General features: G+C 56.0%; 23 protein-coding genes. 14 read left to right on the plus strand and 9 right to left on the minus strand.

Features of this window, described 5'->3' with window-relative positions; all coding sequences use genetic code 11:
* The 4 genes from fhuC to hrpB form a co-directional block, all read right to left on the minus strand.
* Positions 1-795, minus strand: a complete 795-nt coding sequence (gene fhuC, locus NP77_RS01275) for a Fe3+-hydroxamate ABC transporter ATP-binding protein FhuC (RefSeq protein ID WP_039658726.1) — start codon at positions 793-795, stop codon at positions 1-3.
* A 43-nt stretch (positions 796-838) separates the two neighbouring features.
* Complete coding sequence (gene fhuA / locus NP77_RS01280) at positions 839-3,046, minus strand: ferrichrome porin FhuA (protein ID WP_039658728.1); 2,208 nt, start codon at positions 3,044-3,046, stop codon at positions 839-841.
* A 199-nt stretch (positions 3,047-3,245) separates the two neighbouring features.
* The gene (gene mrcB / locus NP77_RS01285) at positions 3,246-5,789 is read right to left on the minus strand and encodes a bifunctional glycosyl transferase/transpeptidase (RefSeq protein ID WP_039658730.1); all 2,544 of its coding nucleotides are present in this window, start codon (positions 5,787-5,789) and stop codon (positions 3,246-3,248) included.
* A 98-nt stretch (positions 5,790-5,887) separates the two neighbouring features.
* A complete protein-coding gene (hrpB, locus tag NP77_RS01290; protein ID WP_039658732.1) occupies positions 5,888-8,371 on the minus strand; it encodes an ATP-dependent helicase HrpB in 2,484 nt (827 codons plus the stop codon).
* 30 nt (positions 8,372-8,401) lie between these two features.
* Between hrpB and thpR the strand changes: the two genes are divergently transcribed.
* From thpR to panD, 9 genes are all read left to right on the plus strand, one after another.
* Positions 8,402-8,959, plus strand: a complete 558-nt coding sequence (gene thpR / locus NP77_RS01295) for an RNA 2',3'-cyclic phosphodiesterase (RefSeq protein ID WP_039658734.1) — start codon at positions 8,402-8,404, stop codon at positions 8,957-8,959.
* Entirely contained in the window at positions 8,937-9,641 is a 705-nt protein-coding gene (gene sfsA, locus NP77_RS01300; RefSeq protein ID WP_008925616.1) for a DNA/RNA nuclease SfsA, read from the plus strand. Before thpR ends, sfsA begins: the two co-directional genes overlap by 23 nt.
* 247 nt (positions 9,642-9,888) lie before the next feature.
* Complete coding sequence (dksA, locus tag NP77_RS01305) at positions 9,889-10,344, plus strand: RNA polymerase-binding protein DksA (RefSeq protein ID WP_008925615.1); 456 nt, start codon at positions 9,889-9,891, stop codon at positions 10,342-10,344.
* A 73-nt stretch (positions 10,345-10,417) separates the two neighbouring features.
* Positions 10,418-11,296, plus strand: coding sequence for a tRNA glutamyl-Q(34) synthetase GluQRS (gene gluQRS, locus NP77_RS01310; RefSeq protein ID WP_008925614.1), 879 nt, complete (start codon positions 10,418-10,420; stop codon positions 11,294-11,296).
* A gap of 86 nt (positions 11,297-11,382) precedes the next feature.
* Entirely contained in the window at positions 11,383-12,801 is a 1,419-nt protein-coding gene (pcnB, locus tag NP77_RS01315; RefSeq protein ID WP_219848844.1) for a polynucleotide adenylyltransferase PcnB, read from the plus strand.
* Positions 12,798-13,283 carry a 2-amino-4-hydroxy-6-hydroxymethyldihydropteridine diphosphokinase gene (gene folK, locus NP77_RS01320; protein ID WP_039658741.1) on the plus strand — a complete coding sequence of 162 codons (486 nt, stop codon included), beginning with the start codon at positions 12,798-12,800 and terminating at the stop codon, positions 13,281-13,283. Before pcnB ends, folK begins: the two co-directional genes overlap by 4 nt.
* A gap of 83 nt (positions 13,284-13,366) precedes the next feature.
* Positions 13,367-14,161 carry a 3-methyl-2-oxobutanoate hydroxymethyltransferase gene (panB, locus tag NP77_RS01325; RefSeq protein ID WP_008925611.1) on the plus strand — a complete coding sequence of 265 codons (795 nt, stop codon included), beginning with the start codon at positions 13,367-13,369 and terminating at the stop codon, positions 14,159-14,161.
* A gap of 15 nt (positions 14,162-14,176) precedes the next feature.
* Entirely contained in the window at positions 14,177-15,031 is an 855-nt protein-coding gene (gene panC, locus NP77_RS01330) for a pantoate--beta-alanine ligase (protein WP_008925610.1), read from the plus strand.
* Between the two features lie 47 nt (positions 15,032-15,078).
* Entirely contained in the window at positions 15,079-15,459 is a 381-nt protein-coding gene (panD, locus tag NP77_RS01335; RefSeq protein ID WP_008925609.1) for an aspartate 1-decarboxylase, read from the plus strand.
* Positions 15,460-15,525: 66 nt separating this feature from the next.
* Here the strand turns inward: panD and NP77_RS01340 are convergent, their stop codons facing one another.
* The 3 genes from NP77_RS01340 to NP77_RS01350 all read right to left on the minus strand — a co-directional run bounded on the left by NP77_RS01340 (position 15,526) and on the right by NP77_RS01350 (position 18,659).
* On the minus strand, positions 15,526-16,539 hold the full coding sequence (locus tag NP77_RS01340) for an acyltransferase family protein (protein WP_039658743.1): 1,014 nt from the start codon (positions 16,537-16,539) through the stop codon (positions 15,526-15,528).
* Positions 16,540-16,962: 423 nt separating this feature from the next.
* A complete protein-coding gene (locus tag NP77_RS01345) occupies positions 16,963-17,733 on the minus strand; it encodes an ABC transporter permease (RefSeq protein ID WP_003854661.1) in 771 nt (256 codons plus the stop codon).
* Entirely contained in the window at positions 17,730-18,659 is a 930-nt protein-coding gene (locus NP77_RS01350) for an ABC transporter ATP-binding protein (protein WP_003854662.1), read from the minus strand. The genes NP77_RS01345 and NP77_RS01350 overlap by 4 nt, the downstream gene beginning before the upstream one ends.
* 108 nt (positions 18,660-18,767) lie before the next feature.
* Here NP77_RS01350 and can point away from each other — a divergent pair, with 108 nt between their 5' ends.
* On the plus strand, positions 18,768-19,424 hold the full coding sequence (gene can, locus NP77_RS01355) for a carbonate dehydratase (protein ID WP_003854664.1): 657 nt from the start codon (positions 18,768-18,770) through the stop codon (positions 19,422-19,424).
* 81 nt (positions 19,425-19,505) lie between these two features.
* On the opposite strand, the gene hpt is transcribed toward can, so the two are convergent.
* A complete protein-coding gene (gene hpt, locus NP77_RS01360) occupies positions 19,506-20,042 on the minus strand; it encodes a hypoxanthine phosphoribosyltransferase (RefSeq protein ID WP_008925605.1) in 537 nt (178 codons plus the stop codon).
* Between the two features lie 234 nt (positions 20,043-20,276).
* On the opposite strand from hpt, the gene NP77_RS01370 reads away from it, so the two are divergent.
* Complete coding sequence (locus NP77_RS01370) at positions 20,277-21,560, plus strand: cystathionine gamma-synthase family protein (protein ID WP_039658749.1); 1,284 nt, start codon at positions 20,277-20,279, stop codon at positions 21,558-21,560.
* Here NP77_RS01370 and cueO read toward each other — a convergent pair whose 3' ends face one another.
* Positions 21,561-23,174: a multicopper oxidase CueO gene (gene cueO, locus NP77_RS01375; RefSeq protein ID WP_039658751.1), complete on the minus strand. Its 1,614-nt coding sequence runs from the start codon at positions 23,172-23,174 to the stop codon at positions 21,561-21,563. It lies immediately after the preceding gene.
* A gap of 181 nt (positions 23,175-23,355) precedes the next feature.
* Between cueO and NP77_RS01380 the strand changes: the two genes are divergently transcribed.
* From NP77_RS01380 to speD, 3 genes are all read left to right on the plus strand, one after another.
* On the plus strand, positions 23,356-23,703 hold the full coding sequence (locus NP77_RS01380) for a YacC family pilotin-like protein (protein ID WP_003854673.1): 348 nt from the start codon (positions 23,356-23,358) through the stop codon (positions 23,701-23,703).
* A gap of 102 nt (positions 23,704-23,805) precedes the next feature.
* Entirely contained in the window at positions 23,806-24,669 is an 864-nt protein-coding gene (gene speE / locus NP77_RS01385) for a polyamine aminopropyltransferase (RefSeq protein WP_039658753.1), read from the plus strand.
* A gap of 27 nt (positions 24,670-24,696) precedes the next feature.
* A complete protein-coding gene (gene speD / locus NP77_RS01390; RefSeq protein ID WP_039658754.1) occupies positions 24,697-25,506 on the plus strand; it encodes an adenosylmethionine decarboxylase in 810 nt (269 codons plus the stop codon).
* Positions 25,507-25,649: the final 143 nt, after the last annotated feature.

A 25,649-nucleotide genomic window follows, 5' to 3' on the forward strand; every position in this document is an offset into this window, starting at 1 on the left:
TTAACAAACAAAACTGACCGGCGCGCCGCCCTGCGGATGCGGTAAAATGCCCATCGGGATGCCATAAATCGCGCCGAGCACCTCAGGCTGCATAATCGCCTGCGCGTTACCTTCGGCAATCATCGCGCCCTGACGCAGCGCCACCAGATGATCGCAGTAGCGGGCTGCCATATTGATATCGTGCAACACCGCAATTACGGTTAAGCCGCGCTGCTGGCTCAGATCTTTTATCAGCGCCAGCACCTCAACCTGATGAGCGATATCCAGCGCCGACGTCGGTTCATCCAGCAGCAGACAGCGACTGTTCTGCGCCACCATCATCGCCAGCCAGGCGCGCTGACGCTCACCGCCCGACAGACTGTCCACCAGTCGCCCGGCAAAGGGCTTTAGCCCGACCTGGGCAATCGCATCTTCTACCCTGTCCCGATCGTCCTGCCCGAAACGGCCCAGCGCGCCGTGCCAGGGATAGCGACCAATCGCCACCAGTTCACGCACCGTCATCCCTTCGGCTGCCGGTAACTGCTGCGGCAGATAGGCCACCTCGCGGGCAAACGCTTTGCTGTTCCAGCGCCCGACCGGCTGCTGATTCAGCAGCACCTCTCCGCCGCTGGCCACGTGATGACGGCCCAGCATTTTCAACAGCGTCGACTTACCGGAACCGTTATGACCAATCAGCGCGGTCATTTTGCCAGGTGGAAAGGTCAGCGAGAGGGGCTGAAGGAGAGTTCGGCCGGGCACTTCAAAACTGGCGTTTGCCAGCGTAAAAGTCGCCTCTTCTGCGTGCGGATGCGGCATGGTTATCCCTGTGAACGAACGGGCGCCGAAGCGCCCGGTTAAATCAGAATCTGAAGGTCGCGGTGCCGACAATCTTACGCTCCGCGCCCCAGTAGCAGGCGTATTCCCGGTAGCAGCTGGCGACATACTCGCGGTTGAACAGATTGTTGACGTTAACGCCCACCGTTGAGCCCGGCAGACCGAAACGACCGAGGTCATATTTAAGCGCCGCATCTACCGTGGTGTAACCGGCAACCTTAAAGTTCTGGTTCTGCTCGGTGCCGGTGCTGTAGAGACCCTGGCTCTCGCCGACATAACGCACACCCGCGCCCACTGTCACACCCGACAGGGCTGTCTCGTGGAAGGTGTAGTCACTCCAGAGTGAGGCCATATTTTTAGGGACGCTCACCGGCGTTCGGCCTTTCAGCTGCGTATCTTCGGTATATTCCGCATCGGTATAGGTGTAGGACGCCGTCAGGTTAACGTTGGCATTCAGCGCCGCTTTCGCTTCCAGCTCTACGCCGCGCGACCGGATTTCACCGCTCTGCACGCTGGCAAACGGATGATTGAACGTATCAGGATCGGCCGTCAGGTTTTTGGTTTTGGTCAGTTGAAAAACGGCTGCGGTGAGCACAACCGGACGATCTTTAGGTACGTACTTCACGCCCGCTTCATACTGTTTAGCGCGCGACGGATCGAATGCCTGGCCATCAAAGGTCGATCCGGCATTTGGAATAAAGGCTTCGCTGTAGCTGAAATAAGGCGCGATGCCGTTATCAAACACGTAGTTCAGACCACCACGCCAGGTAAAGGCCTGATCGTTCTGGCGATCAACGGTGTCCGTCACCCGATCGTAAACCGAAGTCATGGCATAGTCGTAGCGGCCGCCCAGTGTCAGCACCCAGCGGTTCCATTCCATCTGATCCTGTGCATAGAGGCCGGTTTGACGCTGCTTGTTGAGGTGCTGATAGGGATTGGCAAATGGCGTGACGCTATTATCGCCATATTGCGGATTTACCGCATTCAGGTTCGATGCCGAGCCAAACTGTGCGTCGATATCATTGCGGGTCCGCTGGAAGTCCACGCCCAGCAACAGCGTATGATCAACCTGACCCGTGGCAAACTTCGCCTGCGCCTGGTTATCCACCGCAAACTGATTGAGCTTCTCTTCTGAAACGGCCGAACCTCGCGTGATCTGCTGAGTCTCCGGCAGGAAACCGTTACCATAAATACTGCGGTAATCGGTGCGCAGGTCGGCGTAACGCAGGTTCTGGCGCAGCGTCCAGGTATCATTGAAGCTATGCTCGGCGTTATAGCCGATCATTTTGGTGGTGCGTGAAATCTTGTTGCTCTGCTCGCCTTCATCGAAGTTGGTCGGCAGTTTATACTGGCTGCCATCGGCACGCGTGATGGGGACGACCGTGCCCTGACGCGGTAGCCAGCCGTAATAGCCGGTTTCGGGTTCGTTCTGGAAATAGGTCAGCAGGTCAACGCGGGTGCGATCGTCGGGACGCCAGCTGAAAGCCGGCGCAATGGTGTAGCGCTTCTCTTTGTTCATCGCCTGCTGCGCATCCTGACTGCGCGCCTGACCGGTCAGACGATAGCTGTAGACACCGTCATCATCCAGCGCGCCGCCAAAGTCAAAGCCAGTCGAGAAGAGGTTATCGTTGCCCATCTGGAACTGCACTTCGCGCAGGGTTTCCTGGGTCGGACGCTTGCTCACCAGCGAGACCACACCGCCAGGATTGCTTTTGCCGTAGAGTACCGATACCGGACCGCGCAGCAGTTCGGCGCGCTCCAGGAAATAAGGATCGATAGCAAACTCAGAGTAGTTATCACCCTGCAGTTTCAGGCCATCCATATACTGATTAGTATTAGTTTCGCTGAAGCCGCGAATCGACAACGCATCAATCACATCTGAGCTGCCACGGTTACCGGTCAGCACGCCAGGCGTGTAGTTAAACGCTCCTTTCACGCTGGTCACGTTGCGCATTTCCATCTCTTCGCGGGTGACCACGGAGACAGACTGCGGATTTTTTTCAATCGGCGTATCGGTTTTGGTGCCGGTGGCGCTGCGTTTCGCTGCCACGGTCGGTGCCGGGCCCCAGGCGCTTTCCGCTTCGACACCGCTGCCGCCATCCGCTGAAACCACCATCGTCTCCGCCTGTGCGGCGTAAAGCGAGGTGCTCAGGCTTAGTGAGATCATGACGCCCAGAAGCGGTCGGGAAAATGTTTTTTTGGTGTTGTCTGCAAAAGTCGTTCGCGCATTCATAAAAAGGTGTCTCTTAAAAAGGCTCAGGAGAGCGAATCGAAACGATAATGATTATTATAACGGATTAGATAATATGCGAACTTCAGCGGGCACTGCAAGAAGAAATCCCAGTAGTGACGCCGTTTGCAGGGCGATTAACGCGTATTGATCAGCAACAAAAAAAGGGCGCCGAAGCGCCCTTTTAGCCTGTCTGACTGATCTATTTGCCAAACATATCTTTAATCCAGCCTGCTACGCCGTCGCTGTCTTTCTGCTCCTGCGGTTGCTGGGCCGGTTGCTGGGCCGGTTGTTGTTGCGGCTGCTGCTGCTGCTGTTGATCAAACAGCTGTTGCTGCTGCTGAACCTGCTGCTGCTGTTGCTGACACAGCGCATTCGGATCCAGCGCCCACACCGGCAGAGAACGCCAGGTGCTGCTGCCCGTGCCACAGACAAAGTTACCGGCTGAATCGACATTCATCATCGACACATCCTCCGGTGGCGTCAGCTGCAACGGCATCGGTGCCTGAATGTCGAGGTAACGACGATAAAGCTGCATCGCGCCACTGGCACCATAGAGTTTGGTCGGCTGGTTGTTATCGCGCCCCACCCAGGTGATCGCGACTTCTTTGCCATCAATACCGGCAAACCAGCTGTCGACCAGGTCGTTGGTGGTACCGGTTTTACCGGCCAGATGCGCATTCGGGAAGCGCGCACCCAGTGCACGGGCGGTACCGTGGTCAGCAACCTGCTGCATGGTGTAGAGCGTCAGATAGGCCGCCTGCGCGGGTTCAACCCGTTCCGCCTGCGGATAGCTCTGATAGAGCACGCTACCATCTTCCGCAATCACCGAACGTACTGCAGAGAGCGATGCGCGGTTACCGCCGCTGGCGATTGACTGGAACGCCTGCGCCACTTCAACCGGCGTCAGGTTCATGGCACCCAGCAGCATCGCCGGAACCGGATGCAGCTGCTCTTTCGGCACACCCAGCTTGCTCCAGGTATCCACCACCGCATCCAGCCCCAGCGTCATACCGAGGTTAACCGTCGGCACGTTCATGGAGTTGGTCAGCGCATCCACCAGCATCACTTTTCCGCTGAAGCGACGATCGTCGTTCATCGGTTTCCAGACGCTGCCGTTTGGCTGCTTCAGCGCAATCGGCTCATCGGCGATCCAGCTGTTCAGCCGGTAGCTGTTTGGCTGGCTCAGCGCGGTGAGGTAGGTGGCGGGTTTCGCCAGTGAACCAATAGAGCGGCGCGCCTGTAACGCACGGTTGTAACCGGCGTACTGCGGATCGGCACCGCCGACCATGGCGCGGACTTCACCGCTAAAGCGGTCAACCACCACCATCGCGGTTTCCAGATCTTTCAGGCCACGCTGTTTTTTCAGCGTCGGAATACCATCAATAACGGCTTTTTCGGCTGCATCCTGTGACACCGGATCCAGCGTAGTGAAGATTTTCACGCCGGAGAGATCTTTAATCTTATCGCCCAGTTTCGCCTGAAGCTCGTTACGCACCATCTGCATAAAGGCAGGCTGCGGCGTGATCACGCCCCCTTTCGGCTGCACGCCCAGCGGACGCGCCGACAGCATGTCATACAGCTCCTGGTCGATCACTTTCTGCTGCTGCAACAGGCGCAGCACCAGGTTGCGTCGTTCCAGCGCCAGTTTCGGGTTACGCCACGGGTTATAGAGCGACGCACCTTTCACCATGCCAACCAGCATCGCCTGCTGATCCAGACTGAGCTCATCCACCGGGCGGCCAAAGTAGTAAAGGCTCGCCAGCGGGAAGCCGCGGATCTGATCACTCCCTGCCTGACCGAGATAGACCTCGTTCAGATAGAGTTCCAGAATGCGATCTTTGCTGTAGCGCGCATCCATGATCACCGCCATATAGGCTTCACGCGCTTTACGCCACAGTGAACGCTCGTTGGTGAGGAACAGGTTCTTCACCAGCTGCTGGGTCAGCGTACTGCCGCCCTGCACCGCTTTCCCGGCCGTGATGTTCGCCAGGAAGGCGCGGCCAATGGAGTACGGGCTGATGCCATCGTGCTCATAGAAATGGCGATCTTCGGTAGCGATCAGCGTATCGACCAGCAGATCCGGGAAACCGGCGCGTGGCACAAAGAGACGCTGTTCACCATTCGGCGACTGCAGCATGGTGATCAGGCGTGGATCGAGGCGGAAAAAGCCAAAATCACGGCCGGTTTCGAGGTTTTTAATCTCGCTCAGCTCATCTTTCGTGAAGCTCATGCGCGCGTGGATCTGTCCCTCTTTACTGTCGGGGAAATCAAACGGGCGACGCAGCAGATCGATGGTGTTGCCCTTCACCGAAAACTCGCCAGGGCGGGTAATTCGGGAGACTTCGCGATACTGGGTTCCTTCCAGCAGCGCCACCATTTCACTTTTGTTGTAGGCCATACCCGGTTCCAGGCTGACCATGCGACCATAGACGGTCGCGGGCAGTTGCCACACTTTACCGTCAATACGGCTGCGAATTTCTGAGTCGAGGTAGATGCCCCATGCGACCATGACCACCACAAACACCAGGAACAGTTTAATTAACCATCCCAGCCAACGGCGTTTGCCGCGCGGCGGTTTTCCACCTTTACCTTTACGTGGCACCGGCGCTTCCTCCTCGTCATCATTAAAATCGTCCTGATCGATATCCTGTTCGATATCCCTGCGTCGTCCCCGGCCCGCACTGCTGCGCGGCGGCAACGGTTTACCTTTGCGCCCTATTGGTTCGCGATCGTTCCCAGACATGACTTTTTTTCTCCAGGCAGTGCTTACGGCAGCGCCGCTACTCTAACTGCTTTCTCGCGTGCCGCATGGCAGAACCCTCTGAATTCGATCCAGCGGACTCAACCCTGCGGGGACATTTTTTTGGTTCGCCTTGTTGGCAAGGCATTGGCCGGATCCTCTGGCCAGGGATGTTTAGGATAACGCCCCTTCATCTCTTTCCTGACTTCAGGCCAGGCACCGCGCCAGAACGCCGCCAAATCGCGGGTGATCTGCAATGGGCGCTGGGCGGGCGATAACAGCTCCAGCACCAGCGGAATACGTCCTTCCGCCACGGCAGGATTCGTCGCCTCACCAAACATCTCCTGAATCCTGACCGCCAGCGCGGGCGGCTTGTCCGCATCATAGCGGATCGGCAGCCGGCTTCCGGTCGGCACAGTGTAATGAGTTGGCAGCACAGTATCCAGCCGCTGACGTTGCGACCATGTGAGTAAATGTAAGAGTGCCGTCGTCAGGTTCACCGCCTGCAGGCTGCGGAGATCGCGCACTGCTGACATCTGCGGCAATAGCCACTGTGGCAGGCTCTTAAGCAGGCTCTCATCGTCTGTGGCGGGCCAGCTCTCTTCCGGCAACCACTGCGCCGCACACTGGATGCGCAGGCGCAGCTGTTCGGCATCCGGCGTCCAGCCCATCACCGACAGACCTTTTTCGGCAATCCAGCGCAACATGGCTGCGTGCAGCACCGCCGGTTCCGGGCGCGCCATCGGCTGGGTCTTCAGTATCAGCGCGCCAATCTGCTCGCGTCTGAACGCGCGCAGTGTGCCTTTCTCTTCGTCCCACTCCACTTCAGTACGGCGCTCAATCAATGCGGGCTGCTGCTGGCACAACGTCTCAATGTCGACCGGTAGCGCCAGCAACATCCGGGCATCCGGCGTGGTACTGCCCTGTAACAGAGCAGGCGCAATCAGCCATTCATTGCGTGTCAGGCCATCCTGCTCATCCAGTCTGGCACCCAGGCCGTTGGCCAGTTGATAACGGCCACTCTGGTCACGTCGCCGCGCCAGCCGATCGCCAAAGCCCACCGCCAGCAAGTAGGCGAAACGATCTTCATCGACCCGTCCGCCACGAATTTTGAGTCGTTGCTGCCACTGCTGCGCGCGTCGCTGCCATGGAGACTGTGGCCGATGCAGGGCATCCCGCAGATCGGCACTGCCGCTACGCGGAGGATCTTCCAGAATCGCCACCAGCAGCGCGGCGCTGGCAACCGCATCCGGTTCATCGCCTGCGGCACAGAGCATAGCAGCCAGTCGGGGATCGCAGCCCAGCTGCGCCATGCGCCGTCCCAGCGTGTTGAGCAGGCCGTTGCTGTCCAGCGCACCCAGGCGAGTCAGCTGCTGTTTTGCGGCATCCAGATTTCTGGCGGGCGGCTGATCCAGCCACTGTAACTGGTGCGGCTCGGTACAGCCCCACTGCAGCAGATCCAGCCACAGCGACGAGAGATCGCTGTTCACAATTTCCGGTTCGCTCTGCGCCGCCGCACGGGATGCCTGCTCCTGCGGTAACAGATGCAGACAGAGTCCCGGCATCAGTCGCCCGGCGCGACCTGCACGCTGGATCATGGATGCCTGGCTGATTCGCTGGGTCTGCAGCCGCGTCACGCCGCTGCGGGCGTCAAACAGAGCGCTGCGCTCAAGCGCGCTGTCGACCACCAGCCGGATCCCCTCAATGGTCAGGCTGGTCTCAGCGATATTGGTGGCAAGCACCACTTTGCGGCGTCCGGCAGCAGCGGGAAGTATCGCCCGGAGCTGCGCCGCCAGCGGCAGTGCCCCATAGAGCGGTGTCAGGTCCACGTCGTCGCTGATGCGTGATTCCAGTTCGCGTTTCACCCGTTCAATTTCCGCCACGCCCGGCAGAAACAGCAGAAGTGATCCGGCTTCATCGCGCAGCAGCTGGGCGACTTCACGCGCGACCGCCTCTTCAAAACGCACGTTCTGATTCAGCGACGCATAACGACGCTCAACCGGATAGCTGCGCCCTTCTGAGACAATCAATGGCGCATCCGGCAGCAGCGCCGCCAGTCGGGCATTATCCAGCGTGGCGGACATCAGCATGATTTTAAGGTCGTCGCGCAGCCCCTGCTGCACATCGAGCAGCAGCGCCAGCGCCAGATCGGCCTGCAGGCTGCGCTCGTGAAACTCATCAAGGATCACCAGCGACACGCCCTCCAGCATCGGATCGTGCTGAAGCATGCGCGTGAGCATGCCTTCGGTCACCACTTCAAGCCGGGTCTGTGGCCCGACGCAGCTTTCGCCACGCATCCTGAACCCCACCGTGGCTCCCGGCTGCTCACCGAGCTGCTCCGCCAGCCGCTGCGCGACATTACGCGCCGCCAGCCGGCGTGGCTCCAGCATAATGATTCGTCCCGGCAAGGCTGCATGCTGTAGTAACTGCAAGGGCAGCCAGGTCGATTTTCCCGCGCCGGTGGGCGCGGCCAGCAGGATTTGAGAGGCGTCACGCAGCGCCGCCAGGATGTCAGGCAGCACCACGCTGACCGGTAAATCGCTCACAGCAAACTCCGCTTCTGCCTGTGCTAAGATGGCGCGCATTGTAGCACGTGATATTTGCCGGAGAGCGCCATGGCGACACAACGCTTATTTTTTGCCATCAGCCTGCCTGACGAGATGCAGCAGCAGCTGGTGCACTGGCGGGCAGACAACTTTCCTGCCGAGGCGGGCCAGCCAGTGGTCGCAGCGAATCTGCATCTGACGCTGGCATTTCTGGGTGAGGTCGCGCCGCAAACCTCACAGCAACTGCAAACGCTGGCTTCCCGCATTATCCAGCCCGGTTTTGATCTCGACCTGGATGATGCCGGACACTGGCCACGTCCGGGCGTGGTCTGGCTGGGTTGCCAGCGCGCACCACGGGGTCTGCTGCAGCTCGCCAGCCTGCTCCGTGCGCAGGCCGCCCGACATGGCTGTTACCAGAGTCCGCAGCCGTTTCATCCACATATCACGCTGTTACGCCATGCCACTCAGCCGGTTGCGTTACCGCCACGCGGCTTTCACTGGCGTTTTCACGTCTCCACGTTTTCCCTGTTTGCCTCTGAATATTCCCGGGGCCGCACCCGCTATCGCGCTCTGGCCAGCTGGCCATTAACGTCTCAGGATCCGCATGCACTTCTCTCCTCCTCTTAAACCCGCCCGCCTGATTGCCCGTTACAAACGTTTCCTTGCCGATGTTATGACGCCGGACGGTGAGGTTCTGACGATCCACTGTGCCAACACCGGCGCCATGACGGGCTGTGCTACGCCGGGCGATCGGGTCTGGTATTCAACGTCCGACAGCCTGACCCGCAAATACCCTCACAGCTGGGAGCTGACCGAAACGCAGCAGGGCCACTGGATTTGTGTCAATACTCTGCGCGCTAACCAGCTGGTGGCTGAAGCGCTGGATCAAAACAGGCTGCCCGCGCTGGCGGGGTATTCCCAGCGTCAGGCGGAAGTAAAATATGGCAGTGAAAAAAGCAGAATTGATTTCCTGCTCAAGGCAGATGCCCGGCGCAACTGCTATATTGAGGTGAAATCCGTAACCCTTCTCCATGAAGGAAAAGGTTATTTTCCGGATGCGGTGACGATTCGAGGACAGAAGCACCTGCGTGAACTGGCGACAGTTGCAGCAGAGGGTCATCGGGCCGTTTTGTTGTTTGCCGTTTTGCACTCGGGGATTGAGGACGTTTCCCCGGCACGCCACATTGATGCGGTGTATGCAGAACAACTGGCTCAGGCGCAACAGGAAGGCGTAGAGATTTTAGCGTATCAGGCAGACTTATCGGCGGAGGGAATGTTTCTTAAATCGCCGATCAACGTAACCTTGTAATATCTTTTGCAATTTTATGTGTTAAGAATGTTCTGAGCTAAGGGCTGAATACGCTGTTCCTCACAGGCTTGTCAAGGTGTGTTCATGAAGAATTGCCAACCCTGACTGCTTCTGTTATTTATAGCGGCCTGTTTTTTTCCCCAATGGGGGATCGATGTACCCCGCAGACGTTAAATGCAGGCTGGCAGCAACGCCACTGCGAGACGGAAGTCAGAGGGTATAGTGCGTGTTATCCAGGAGAAGCAACATGCAAGAAGGTCAAAACCGTAAAACATCGTCCCTGAGTATTCTCGCTATCGCTGGTGTTGAACCTTATCAGGTGAAGCCAGGCGAAGAGTATATGAACGACGCGCAGCTGACCCATTTTCGCAAGATTCTGGAAGCCTGGCGTAATCAATTGCGGGACGAAGTCGATCGTACTGTATCGCATATGCAGGATGAAGCCGCTAACTTCCCGGACCCGGTTGACCGTGCCGCGCAGGAAGAGGAATTCAGTCTGGAGCTGCGTAACCGCGATCGCGAACGTAAACTGATCAAAAAGATCGAGAAGACGCTGAAGAAAGTCGAAGATGACGACTTCGGTTATTGCGATTCCTGTGGCGTTGAGATTGGTATTCGCCGTCTCGAAGCGCGTCCTACTGCCGATCTCTGCATCGACTGTAAGACGTTAGCAGAAATTCGTGAGAAACAAATGGCCGGCTAATGCCGCGTCCAGCCTGTTACCACGCAGCGGAACAAATGTTTGTTTGTCCGCTGCGTGGTCACTTCTGAATCCTATGCCATCCTCCTGTATCGGTCGCTTCGCCCCTTCTCCCTCTGGTGAACTCCATTTTGGCTCGCTTATTGCTGCCCTGGGCAGTTACCTGAGCGCACGCGCGCAAAACGGCATCTGGCGGGTAAGAATTGAAGATATCGATCCGCCACGGGAAGTATCCGGTGCCGCCAGCCGTATCCTGCATCAGCTGGAACACTACGGCTTAACCTGGGATGGCGATGTGTTGTGGCAGTCACAGCGTCATGAAGCCTACCGGGAGGCGCTGGCCTGGCTGCAGCAGCATCGCCAGAGCTATTTCTGCACCTGCCCGAGGCGTCGCATCCAGGAGATTGGCGGTTTCTATGATGGTTACTGCCGGGAACGACAACGCGGACCCGCAAACGCCGCGCTACGTTTGCGACAGCATGCGCCGGTCTTTGCGTTTGAGGATCGACTGCGCGGCCATGTGGAGGCGGACCGACGCCTGGCACAGGAAGACTTTATCATTCACCGTCGTGATGGCCTGTTTGCCTATAACCTGGCGGTGGTTGTCGATGATCATTTTCAGGGTATTACCGAAGTGGTTCGCGGCGCAGATCTTATTGAGCCGACGGTACGACAGATTGCGCTCTATCAGCAATTTGGCTGGCCGGAGCCTGCCTGGTTACATCTGCCGCTGGCGCTTAACCATGATGGCAATAAGTTATCAAAGCAGAATCATGCACCTTCGCTGCCGGATGGCGATGCCAGACCGCTGCTGGTGGCAGCATTGCGTTTCCTTGGACAGCCTGTTTCAGACGGCTGGCAGGACTTAACGCAGGACAAACTGCTGTCTGATGCGGTGTCGCAGTGGAATATCGCTTTGATGCCGCAACAGAACGCCCTGAAACCGGATGCATAGACAACAGCATTCTCAAACGGTTCTCAACAGGCTATGATTAGCCGCTGATTTTACCTACACCCTAATTGCCACTGTCGAGGTGTCCCATTTTTACCCGAGTAGCTAATTTTTGCCGGAAAGTCCTGAAGCGTGATGAAGAGGAAGCCCCAGCAGAGGTTGAACCAGAGCGTCTGATGACCATCATCCCTCGTGAAAGCCATACCATCTCACGTAAAGACATCAGCGAAAATGCCCTCAAAGTGCTCTATCGCCTGAACAAAGCCGGTTATGAAGCCTATCTGGTAGGCGGTGGCGTGCGCGATTTGCTACTGGGGCAAAAACCCAAAGATTTCGACGTGACCACCAACGCCACGCCAGAGCAAATGCGTAAGCTGTTCCGCAACTGTCGCCTGGTCGGTCGTCGTTTCCGTCTGGCACACGTCATGTTTGGCCCGGAAGTGATCGAAGTCGCAACGTTCCGTGGCCATCATCAGGTGGAAGAGATTGCAGAAGATCGTAACAGTTCGCAGCGCGCCCAGAGTGGCATGCTGCTGCGCGATAATATCTTTGGTTCTATCGAAGATGATGCCCAGCGTCGCGATCTCACCATCAACAGCCTCTACTACAGCGTGGCTGATTTCAGCGTGCGCGACTATGTCGGCGGCATCAGCGATCTCGAACAGGGCATTATCCGCCTGATTGGCGATCCGGAAACCCGCTACCGTGAAGATCCGGTGCGGATGCTGCGCGTTGCGCGTTTTGCCGCCAAGCTCAATATGCGTATTGCGCCGGAGACCGCCGAGCCGATTCCGCGTCTCGCCTCACTGCTACGTGATATCCCGCCTGCACGCCTGTTTGAAGAGTCACTGAAACTGCTACAGGCCGGATACGGTTACAGCACCTATCTTAAACTGTGTGAATATCAGCTGTTCCAGCCGCTGTTCCCGACGCTGGCACGCAACTTCACGGAAAACAGCGACAGTCACATGGAGCGGATGCTGGCTCAGGTGCTGAAAAATACCGATAACCGCATTCACAACGATATGCGCGTTAATCCGGCATTTCTGTTTGCCGCGATGTTCTGGTATCCGCAGCTTGAAGCGGCCGAACGCATCGCGCAGGAAAGTGGCCTGACCTACTTCGAAGCTTTTGCGATGGCGATGAACGATACGCTGGATGAAGCCTGCCGTGCGCTGGCGATTCCGAAGCGTATTACTTCGCTTATCCGCGATATCTGGCTGTTGCAGTTACGCATGTCACGCCGTCACGGTAAACGTGCCTGGAAACTGATGGAGCATCCGAAATTCCGCGCCGCTTACGATCTGCTGGCGCTGCGGGCAGAAGTGGAAAATAACCCTGAACTGCTGCGCCTGAGCCAGTGGTGGGGTGAATTCCAGGTGGCTGCGCCGCCGCATCAGAAAAACATGCTGAATAACCTGGGTGATGATCCGGTGCCACGCAATAAATCGCGTCGTCCGCGCCGCCGTCCTTCCGCGCCGCGTCGTGACAATCAAAACGCCTCATGACACGGGTTTATCTCGCGTTAGGCAGTAACCTGGCCGATCCGCTGCATCAGGTTGATGCAGCGCTGACCGCACTGGATGCGTTGCCGCAGACGCAACGCATCGCCACCTCTCCGTTCTACCGCACGCCGCCCTATGGCCCACCCGATCAGCCTGATTTTCTCAATGCCGCAGTGGCACTTGAAACCGATCTCAGCGCAGACGCGCTGCTTGACCATACCCAGCAGATTGAGCTGGAGCATGGCCGGGTGCGCAAGGCAGAACGCTGGGGCCCCCGCACGCTCGACATCGATCTGATGCTGTTTGGCGAAGCGGTGATCAATACGGAGCGGTTAATTGTGCCGCATTATGATCTGCAGAACCGCGCATTTATGCTGGTGCCGCTGCTGGCGATTGCCCCGGATGCCCACCTGCCCGACGGCCGCGCACTCAGCACTCTTCTTGCCGCCCTCGACAGCAGCAGCATCGCGCTGTGGCACGGCTGATCAGACAAACGCAACTCTCTGATTCCGCTCTTTCACGCTATCCAGTAAACTGCGCCCATCAGAATTCCTGAGTTGAGAGCGCCATGAAACCCACCACGATTTCACATCTGCGTCAGGCGAAAGCCAGCGGTAAAAAGTTCGCGACGCTGACCGCCTACGATTTCAGTTTTGCCCGTCTGTTTGCCGATGAAGGTATTCAGGTGTTGCTTGTTGGTGATTCACTGGGAATGACGGTGCAGGGGCACGACTCCACGCTGCCGGTCACGGTCAGCGATATCGCTTATCACACCACCGCCGTACGCCGGGGTGCGCCGCAGGCACTGCTGCTCGCCGATCTGCCATTTATGAGTTATGCCACGCCACAGCAGACCTTTGAGAGTGCCGCACAGCTGATGCGTGCCGGCGCCAATATGGTGAAACTGGAAGGCGGCAGCTGGCTGGCTGAGACCGTGCAGATGCTGACCGAACGGGCCGTGCCGGTGTGTGGTCATCTTGGCCTGACGCCACAGTCGGTGAATATCTTTGGCGGCTATAAAGTACAGGGGCGTGATGAAGCAGGCGCAGAGCAGCTGCTGGCCGATGCGCTGGCACTGGAAGCCGCTGGCGCGCAGTTGATGGTACTGGAGTGCGTGCCGGTGTCGGTGGCGCAGCAGATTACCGACGCACTCACGATACCGGTGATTGGCATCGGTGCCGGTAACGTCACCGATGGTCAGATTCTGGTCATGCATGACGCGCTGGGCGTGACTGGCGGTCACATTCCCAAATTTGCTAAAAATTTCCTGGCGGAGACCGGCGATGTTCGCGCGGCGATTCGCCACTATATCGCCGAAGTCGAGGCCGGTACCTACCCGGCGGCAGAGCACAGTTTCCAGTAATCCAGGAGAGTCACCGTGTTGATCATTGAAACGCTGTTGATGCTGCGCCAGGAAGTCCGTCGCTGGCGTCAGCAGGGTAAACGCATTGCGCTGGTGCCGACCATGGGCAACCTGCATGAAGGCCATCTGACACTGGTGGATGAAGCGCGCGCCCGCGGCGACATCGTCATTGTCTCGATCTTTGTCAATCCCATGCAGTTCGATCGCGAAGATGACCTCGCGCGCTATCCGCGCACGCTGCAGGAAGATTGTGAAAAGCTGAACCGTCACCAGGTGGATGTGGTTTTTGCGCCTTCACCGGTTGAAGTCTATCCGCAGGGTACCCAGAATCAGACCTTTGTTGAGGTGCCGGTGCTCTCTTCCCTGCTGGAAGGCGCGATGCGACCAGGCCATTTTCGCGGCGTGGCGACCATCGTCAGCAAACTGTTTAATCTGGTGCAGCCCGATATTGCCTGTTTCGGTGAAAAGGATTTTCAGCAACTGGCTATCATTCGTAAGATGGTGGCCGATATGGGCTTTGACATTGAGATTGTGGGTGTGCCCACCGTGCGGGCTAAAGATGGCCTGGCGCTGAGTTCACGCAACGGCTACCTGACAGCCGATGAGCGTAAGCTGGCACCGTTGCTGAGCCAGGTAATGCGTCAGATGGCGACACGGCTGGAGAATGGCGAGCGTCAGATTGACGAGATCATCGAGGCCGCCAGCGAGGCACTGCTGGCGCAGGGATTGCGTCCTGATGGCCTGGCGATTTGTGATGCGGACACACTGCAGCCGCTGACGGTGGACAGTCAGCGCGCGGTGGTACTGATGGCCGCCTGGCTGGGTAAAGCCCGCCTGATTGATAATCAAACTGTTGACCTGACGCTGTAACTCTTTCTGCGGCAGGTTGTTTTATTTCTCTGACAAGGTTTCTGGCTATGATTCGCACTGTTCTGCAAGGCAAATTGCACCGCGTCAAGGTGACGCAGGCGGACCTCAACTATGAAGGTTCCTGCGCTATCGATCAGGATTTCCTGGATGCTTCCGGCATTCTGCAATATGAAGCGATTGATATTTATAACGTAACCAATGGCCAGCGCTTTTCCACCTACGCTATCGCGGCTGAGCGCGGATCGAAAATCATTTCAGTCAACGGTGCAGCAGCCCGCTGCGCCTGCGAGGGCGATATATTAATTATCTGCTCCTATGTGCAGGTTGAGGATGCCGAAGCGCGTCAGTGGCTGCCTAAAGTCGCCTATTTTGAAGGTGACAACCAGATGAAACGTCTGGCGAAAGCACTGCCAGTACAGATCGCCTGATTAATCGTTTATCTAAAAAAAGGGCCGCCGATAAAACGGTGGCCCTTTTCAATTCTGCTCCAGCAATTAAACCGGTTTGGTTGTCATCGGCTTTGATGACTTTTTCATCGTAAAGAGGAAATTAAACCAGCCGTGTTTTCTCATCAGACATAATGTCCACGGCAATGCCAGCGCCACCAGAAACGCTGAAATAAACTTCAGGTCATTTACCCAGGCTGACGGGCTTTCAAACTTCACAATCTTACTGAAGAACTGAATCGCCAGATAATGCGACAGGTAGAAGACAATAGAGTTGACGCCAATGTAGTAAACCAGGTCAGATTTCAGCTTAAGCGCAATCCAGACAAAAAACGGAACCGACAATAGTGCCAGCGGTGATAATAACGCCTGGGAATGACGTTCCAGTATAAAGATATTCAGGCAGGAAAGAAGTACAAAACTCACTACTGAAATCAGCAGCGTCGGACCATGCTGCACTTTCTCTGCAATATCCACCTGCTTTCTCACTACGTAATCGCCGAGATAGAAGAAGACAAACAGATAAAGCGATTTGTTGATGTGCGTATTGTCGAAGCTGGCAAACACGCCATCCGCCTCAATCGCCGGCAGCGCCCAGCTCAGCGTCATACAGACGGCAAACACCAGCAGGAATGGCAGGTGACGCGCAAAGATAATCACAATAAAGAAAATAAACAGTGAATGCAGGAACCAGGTCATATCACCGCCACCGGTCAGGTGGGAGAGAATAATATTCATCGGTGATTGCGGCGTATTAGCCATTGAGCTGAACAGGATTTTTAATCCGCCGTAGACGGCTACCCAGACCACAAAAGGATAGAGAATACTGCGTACTTTGTTATTAAAAAAAGGCCCCAGGCCTTTTCTCAACCCTGCATCGACAAATAAACCCGAAACAAAGAACATCAGCCCCAGTCTTACCGGTGCCAGCATCTCGTTCAACAGGCTGCTAAAGGCGGTAAAATGTCCGGCGTTATTATGTACGGCGATAGTGCTGTGCAAAAAAATGATTGCGAGAATACTTAATCCCCGCAGATTATCGATCCACGTTATACGATTCATCTTTTCCTGCCTTTTATTAAAAACTGGCCCTGAATTCGATGCCATTTTTCTTATTGAGAACATCCCAAGCCCACCCTTTCATCCCTGAGCAGAGGAATAACCTTATTCCGGCGGTATTTTGATAATTCGTAATAAAATAAACAACAGTCAGAACTTAAGGCTATTCTTAAAAAAAATTTAACAGTTAAGAATCATTAAGATAGAGAAAGGTGTCAGATTATTATCAGATAATACTTAGGGTTATTTTTTGTGAGAAAGGATGTAAGCGAGGCGCCAGGCGGCTTCAGTGGCATAACAGAAACGTCAGGGTGGGTTTCAGGGGGAATTTTAAGGCCAGCCAGAACCGCAGGTATGGATGTTTTTTACTCAGCAAAAAAAAGCCACGCCCTTATCGAAGCGTGGCCCTTATGATTCAGGTTAACGTCAGGTGCGTAATCCGCGCCCGCGCTGTATCAGCGCATAGACCAGCCAGTAGAACACCAGAATAAAGGCCACCAGTACCGTGAGCGTAAACACCAGCGGCACATCGTTAATGCCCAGGAAGCCATAACGGAATCCGCTAATCATATAAACGATTGGATTCAGTTTAGAGACCGCCTGCCAGATTGGCGGGAGCAGACTCAGTGAATAGAATACGCCGCCCAGATAAGTCAGTGGCGTCAGCACAAAGGTCGGGATCAGGCTGATATCGTCAAAGGTGCGGGCAAACACGGCGTTCAGCAGGCCGGCCAGTGAAAACAGAATGGCGGTCAGCAGCAGCGTGATCGCGACCATCGACCAGGAGTGCACCTGAAACGGCACAAAGAACAGCGAGATCGCCGTCACCAGAATGCCCACGCAGACACCACGCGCTACGCCACCGCCAACATAACCGGCAATAATAATGTGGGTCGGCACCGGTGCAACCAACAGCTCTTCAATGTTGCGCTGGAACTTGGCGCTGAAGAACGACGACGCCACGTTGGCATAGGCGTTGGTGATCACCGCCATCATGATTAATCCCGGCACGATGAACTGCATATAGCTGAAGCCATGCATCTCACCGATACGCGAACCAATCAGGTTGCCGAAGATGATGAAATAGAGCGTCATGGTGATGACCGGCGGCACCAGCGTCTGGATCCAGATGCGGGCGAAACGGTTAACCTCTTTGGCCCAGATACTTTTCAGCGCCACCCAGTACAAATGTGTCATGCTTTTGCTCCTGTTTTTCCCTGCGTTGTCAGGCCAACGAACAGCTCTTCCAGACGGTTGGCTTTATTACGCATACTCAGCACATGCACTCCCTGCGCGCTCAGCTGGCTAAAGACGCTGTTGAGGCCCTGCTCACGCAGCACTTCCACTTCAAGCGTTGAGGTGTCAGTCAGCCGGTACTGAAACCCTTCCAGCGAGGGCAGCGGACTGCGCGGTGCCAGATCCAGGATAAAGGTTTCTGATTTGAGCTTGGACAGCAGCCCTTTCATCGAGGTGTTCTCCACCAGCTCACCGCTCTGGATAATGCCGATGTTGCGACACAGCATCTCCGCTTCTTCCAGATAATGGGTGGTGAGAATGATGGTGGTGCCTTTGGCATTAAGATCTTTCAGGAACACCCACATGGAGCGGCGCAGTTCGATATCCACGCCAGCGGTCGGCTCATCCAGAATCAGCAGTTTAGGCTCATGCATCAGCGCGCGGGCGATCATCAGACGACGTTTCATGCCGCCGGAGAGCATGCGCGCACGTTCGGTGCGTTTGCCCCACAGATCAAGCTGCTTCAGATACTTCTCCGCACGCTCATTGGCTTCACGACGCTCAACGCCGTAGTAGCCCGCCTGACTCACGACAATCTGCATCACCGTCTCAAACGGGTTGAAGTTAAACTCCTGCGGCACCAGGCCGAGCTGGCGTTTGGCATTCACCACATCTTTTTCCAGATCGTAGCCAAACACCCGCACGCTGCCTTCGGATTTATTAACCAGCGAGCTGATAATGCCGATGGTGGTGGATTTGCCGGCACCGTTTGGCCCCAGCAGTGCATAAAAGTCACCCGCTTCAACGTTAAGATCGATGCCCTTCAGCGCCTGCACGCCGCCGGGATAGGTCTTGGTCAGCCGGGAAAGTTCCAGTGCATAAGTCATTCTGCATCCATACCCTGTTTTGGTGGCATTGCAATGCCGTTTAAATTTATCAGACCCTGGCATATAGTACGCGCGCGCACTTTGCGCAGTAACCGGTCGCTCAACGCCATGACAGACATTAATACCCTGATCAGAAACAACCGCGAATGGTCAAAATTACTGGTTGAAGAAGATCCCAGCTTTTTTGAGCGTCTCGCCCAGGCACAAAAACCGCGCTTTCTGTGGATTGGCTGCTCTGATAGCCGTGTCCCTGCCGAACGCCTGACCGGACTGGAACCTGGCGAACTTTTTGTTCACCGCAACGTTGCCAATCTGGTGATCCACACTGACCTGAACTGTCTGTCCGTGGTGCAGTACGCTATTGAAGTGCTGGAAGTGGAACACGTTATCGTGTGCGGCCACTACGGCTGCGGCGGTGTGCAGGCGGCAATGGATAACCCGGAGCTGGGATTAATCGACAACTGGCTGCTGCACATCCGCGACCTCTGGTACAAGCATAGCGTGTTGCTGGGGGAACTCCCGCCGGATAAGCGCCTGGACAAACTGTGCGAAATCAACGTTATTGAACAAGTCTATAACCTGGGTCACTCGACCGTGCTGCAATCTGCCTGGAAACGCGGCAAAGATGTCTCCCTGCACGGCTGGGTCTATGGCATTCAGGACGGCTGCCTGCGTAACCTTAATGTCACGGCAAACAGCCGGGAGATCCTCGAACAGCGCTACCGTAATGGCATTGCTAATCTGCGGATGAACGGCGAATCCTGAGCCGATCGCGGCGTAAAGCGCGACATAGCCTACACCAGCTAACCGGTGCAGGCCTTGGAAGAATGTGCGGTCAGAGCGGGATCAGGATTCCAGCGGCACCACTTTGCCGATATAAGGCAGATGGCGATAGTGCTGAGCATAGTCGATACCAAAGCCCACCACGAACTCGTCCGGAATCGCAAAGCCGACATACTCAACGTTTACATCGACTTCACGGCGCTCTGGCTTATCCAGCAGGGTACAGATCGCCAGTGATTTTGGCTGACGCAGCTGCAGAATCTCACGTACTTTGCTCAGGGTGTTACCCGAGTCGATGATATCTTCGACGATCAGCACATCCTTGCCACGAATGTCTTCATCCAGATCTTTCAGGATTTTCACATCACGTGTGCTGGACATGCCGCTGCCGTAACTGGAAGCCGTCATAAAGTCGACTTCATGCGGCACATCAATGGCGCGGCAGAGATCAGCCATGAACATGAATGAGCCGCGCAGCAGCCCTACCAGCACCATATCGCTGCCGCTGTCGCGGTAGTGCTCGTTAATCTCTTTGCCCAGTTCAGCGATGCGCGTGGCGATTGCCTGTTCAGGGATCATCACTTCAACAGTGTGTTTCATTGCGTTCAGCCCGGTTACGTCAGAAAGCCCCGAAGTCTATCACAGACGCAGCCGCGACGGCTGTGCGGCACCCGAAGCAAACGATTACGTCGCGAAATTTATCATACAGGGTCTGCAGCTCACAGAAATGCGCATTACCTTAGAACATTCTGGCATTTACCAGCATGATTCGCTGCATGGTAGCCTTTATCCAACAGATCGTTACTCTACTCGCGCCGCTGGCCGGAGATCACAATGACTTCATATTCAGGCAAAAAAACGCATATTGGCGACAGGCCACTTCACCCTGAAACTCAGATGCTGAACTATGGCTATGATCCCCGCCTCTCTGAAGGTGCGGTGAAGCCGCCCGTGTTTCTGACGTCGACATTTGTCTTTGACAGCGCTGAAGAGGGGCGGGACTTCTTTGACTACGTTTCTGGCCGACGTGAGCCACCGGAAGGCAAATCTGGTTGTCTGGTCTATTCCCGCTTTAATCACCCTAACAGCGAAATTGTTGAAGATCGGCTGGCGGTTTATGAGCAGGCAGAAAGCTGTTCGCTTTTCTCTTCCGGCATGGCCGCCATCTCCACTGCCCTGCTGGCGTTTGCCCGTCCAGGCGAGGTGATCCTGCACTCCCAGCCGCTCTATGGCGGCACCGAAACGCTGCTCAGCAAAACGCTTCACAATCTGGATATTCAGGCCGTGGGTTTCAGCGACGGTAATGATGAAGTCAAAGTGCGGGATGCTGCTCAGCAGGCGATGGTGCAGGGCCGGGTGGCGGTGATCCTGATTGAAACGCCGGCGAATCCCACCAACAGCCTGGTCAATATCCGCCTGATGGCGCGTATTGCCGATGAGATTGACCAGCAGCAGGGTTCACGACCCATTATCGCCTGTGACAACACCCTGCTCGGCCCGCTGTTCCAGCAGCCGCTGACGCTGGGCGCTGACCTGTCGCTTTATTCGTTAACCAAATATGTAGGCGGTCACTCTGACCTTATTGCGGGTGCCGCAATGGGCAGTAAGGCGCTGATGGCGAAAGTGCGCGCCCTGCGCAGCGCCATCGGCACGCAGCTGGATCCGCACTCAAGCTGGATGCTTAGCCGCTCGCTGGAAACCCTGTCGCTGCGGATGGAGAAAGCTTTTCAAAATGCGGAAGCGGTCGCGGCGTTTCTGCGCGATCACCCGAAAGTGGCGAAGCTGCACTGGCTACCTTATCTGGATGCGGAGAGCGCCGAAGGGAAGACTTATCGTGAACAGTGCAGCGGCGCGGGTTCAACCTTCTCATTTGATATCACCGGCGGCCAGGCTGCGGCGTTCCGTTTTCTCAATGCGCTGTCACTGTTTAAGCAGGCGGTGAGCCTGGGCGGTACCGAGTCGCTGGCCAGCCATCCTGGCAGTACCACCCACTCCGGCGTGCCGCAGGCGGTGCGTCAGCGTATTGGTATCACTGACGCCACGGTGCGGCTGTCGATTGGCATCGAGAACGCCGGCGACCTGATTGAAGACATCAAACTGGCGCTCGATCAGGTGTAATCAGCTCACGGTAAAGCCCAGCATCATGCCGGTATCTTCATGCTCCAGCAGATGGCAATGGGCCATGTAAGCGTGTTCGGCGGCGGCGACATAATTGAAGCGTACCAGCACTTCACTGCGCCAGCCGTCGACATTCACCATATCTTTCCAGCCCTGCCGATGCGGAGCGGGCGGTTTGCCATTTTCAGAGAGAATACGGAACTGAGTGCCATGAATGTGGAACGGATGCAGCATGGCATCGCCCTCCCCTGAAATCGTCCATTTTTCATAATCACCCAGTTTCACCGCAAACGACGGTTTTTTCATGTCAAAGGCCTGGCCGTTGATCTTGTTGCCGTTGTGGAAATCGTAACCGGCGGGCGGCGCATTGCCGTGCATGCTGTGATCCATACCTCCCATGTTTTCCATACCTTCCATACCGTCCATCGGCTCTGCCGCCTTTTTCTTCGGCGTCTGCGGCATCGAATGATGACCGCCCTTGCCCATCGCTTTCTCGCCGTAGCGCTGCATCAATGCCTGCATGCCCTGCTGGTCCAGTTGCGGATCCATCATCAGTTGCAGCCAGCGTGTCGTCAGTCCGTCGGTGGCCGGCAGCGCGGGCAGCGTCGCCAGCCGATCCGGCAGCGTGGCGCTGGCCATCACCCGCAGCGGCAGGATCTGCACCAGTGGCAACGGCTGGTCAAACGGCGGTAGCGTCATGCCCATCTGCTCTGTCGGCAGCGTGACCAGATCAAAGGCCTTGCCATCAGAGGTATCAATCATCACCTCAAAACGTTCGCCCGGCAGGAGCGGTAACGCGTCGAGCTTTACGGGCTCAGCCAGCAGACCGCCATCGCTGGCGATGATATAAAGAGGACGTTTATCACTGGCGGCAATGTTCAGCGAACGGGCGTTACAGCCGTTGAGTAGCCTCAGACGCATCCAGCCCCGCGGTACTGCATGCTGCGGATACTGCACGCCGTTGGTCAGCATCATGTCGCCAAACCAGCCCACCGCGGCGCGCATCACGTCGAGCTGATAATCAATATGGCTGCCATCTTTGGTCAGCTGCTTATCCTGGAAAATCAGCGGCACATCATCCACGCCCCACTGCGAAGGCAAGCGCAGCGTTCCGCTCTCTTTGTCTTCCAGCAGGATCAGGCCCGCCAGCCCCTGTGCCACCTGATGCCCGGTCTTACCGTGCAAATGCGGGTGATACCAGCAGGTGGCGGCGGGTTGATCGGGCGTAAAAGAGACCTGACGCGAACCACCAGGCGCAATCACCGCTTGCGGGCCGCCATCGACGGCGCCGGGGATTTCCAGACCGTGCCAGTGCAGGGTGGTCGCCTCATTGAGGCGGTTATAGATGTTGACCGTAACCGGTTTACCACTCTGCATCTTCAGCACCGGTCCCAGCAGGCTGCCGTTATAGCCCCAGGTCGGCACCGCTTTGCCGTTCCACTGGGTGGTGCCCTGCATCGCGGTGAGGCTGTAGCTTCCCCTGGCATCAGGTTCCAGCAGCGACGGGATCGGCAACAGTGGACGGGTGGCCGCCATCAGCGAACGGCTCCAGAGCGGCAAAGCTCCGGCTGCACTCAGTGTGGCGGTGAGTTTCAGGAAATGGCGACGTTGCATGGTGATCATCCTTGTGGCATCAGTGCAGACAGCCTAAACCCTGACCTTATGGGAAGGTCAAGTCTTACCCGTGAGAATCTGACGAAAAAAGGCGGTACAGCGCCCTGCAGCGTCAAATTAATCGAAAATCTGAGAATAACTGTGCTAACGTCATGAGCAATATCCATTGAAGAGAAAGACTATGAAGCAAAGTATCAGGATCCTGCTGTTGACGGGACTCCTTGGCTTCTCCTCCACCAGTTTTGCCCTGAGTGAATCCGAAGCGGAAGATCTGGCTGATCTCACGGCGGTTTTCGTCTATCTGAAAAATGATTGTGGCTATCAGGATTTACCGGACGCGCAGATTCGCAAAGCGCTGGTCTTTTTTGCTCAGCAGAACCGCTGGGATTTAAGTAATTACAGCAACTACAACATGAAGGCGCTGGGCGAAGATAGCTATCGCGATCTCAGCGGCATCGCCATCACCAACGATAAAAAATGTAAGTCACTGGCCCGCGATTCCCTGAGCCTGCTGGCCTACGTCAGGTAACAGCTCTGCCCTCTGCAGCCGGACATTGACCGTGCAACGGCGGTCAGTGTTAGCTATCATGTGCCGCCCATCTTCATGGCGATGTCATCAGAGGAGAGCACCATGGCCCAAAATGAAACGTGGTATGAAACCCTTCATGCTGGTTTTGGCCAGTATTTCACGGTAGACAAAGAGCTTTACCGTGAAAAGACTGCGCATCAGGATTTAATCATTTTCGAAAATGCCGCAATGGGCCGTGTTATGGCGCTGGACGGCGTTGTTCAGACCACCGAACGCGACGAATTTATCTATCATGAAATGATGACTCACGTTCCACTGCTGGCGCATGGCGCGGCGAAGAGCGTCCTGATTATCGGCGGCGGCGATGGCGCAATGCTGCGTGAAGTATCACGTCATCCTGAAGTCGAAAAGATTACTATGGTGGAGATCGATGCGGGCGTCGTAACCTTCTGTCGCCAGTATCTGCCAAACCACAATGCAGGCGCCTATGACGACCCACGCTTTACGCTGGTGATTGATGACGGCGTTAATTTCGTCAATCAGACCCAGGAAAAATTCGATGTCATCATCTCTGACTGTACGGATCCAATTGGTCCGGGCGAGAGTCTGTTTACCTCCGAATTTTATGCGGGTTGCAAAGCGTCCCTTAATGAAAATGGCATCTTCGTGGCGCAGAATGGCGTCTGCTTCCTTCAGCAGGATGAAGCCGTCAACAGCCATCGCAAGCTGAGCCACTATTTTGGCGATGTCAGTTTCTATCAGGCGGCGATTCCGACCTACTACGGCGGTATTATGACCTTTGCCTGGGCGAGTGATAATCCGGCGCTGCGCCAGCTTGATACCGCCACTCTGCAGACACGTTTCAAGGCTGCTGGCCTGACCTGCCGTTATTACACACCAGCGATTCATACCGGCAGCTTTGCTCTGCCTCAATATCTGTTAAATGCTTTATCTGCCGCGTGCTGATCGGGCATTTTTAAGGGGTTAACAAAATTGCAAAAGCTAAAACTACATGGCTTCAATAACCTGACGAAAAGCCTGAGTTTTTGTATTTACGATATCTGTTACGCGAATACTGAAGCTGAACGCGATGGTTACATCGCCTACATTGATGAACAATATAACGCTAACCGGTTGACGGAAATCCTGACGGAGACCTGCTCAATTATCGGGGCTAACGTGCTCAACATTGCACGCCAGGATTATGAACCGCAGGGAGCCAGCGTCACGATTCTGGTCAGTGAAGAGCCGATCGATCCCAAAGATATCGATAACTCCGAGCATCCAGGCCCGCTGCCAAACTCGGTAGTGGCGCATCTCGATAAAAGCCATATCTGCGTGCATACCTATCCGGAGAGCCACCCGGAAGGCGGACTTTGCACTTTCCGCGCCGATATCGAAGTCTCAACCTGTGGCGTGATTTCACCGCTTAAGGCGCTGAACTATCTGATCCACCAGCTGGAGTCAGATATTGTCACCGTCGATTACCGGGTGCGCGGTTTTACCCGTGACGTGAAGGGCATGAAGCACTTTATCGATCATGAGATCAATTCGATCCAGAACTTCATGTCAGAAGATATGAAAGCGATGTACGACATGGTGGATGTGAATGTCTATCAGGAGAACATCTTCCACACCAAGATGTTGCTGAAAGAGTTCGACCTGAAACACTACCTGTTTAACACCCGCCCGGAAGATCTCAGCCCGCAGGAGCATAAGCGTATTACTGACCTGCTGTGGAAAGAGATGCGTGAGATCTACTACGGCAGAAATATCCCCTCAGTGGGCCTGAAAACCCTCTGATGATCCGGCGCGCAGCGTGACACCCCATAACCTGCGCGTCTCTTCCCACTTATCCCTCCGACTTTTCATCACGGCAACCGCCGTAATTCCCTGATCGCCAGCAATAATTTGCCTGCCAGAGCGTGCTACTTTCAGCGCTGAAC

Source organism: Pantoea sp. MBLJ3, assembly GCF_000816655.1.
Taxonomy (GTDB): domain Bacteria; phylum Pseudomonadota; class Gammaproteobacteria; order Enterobacterales; family Enterobacteriaceae; genus Pantoea; species Pantoea eucalypti.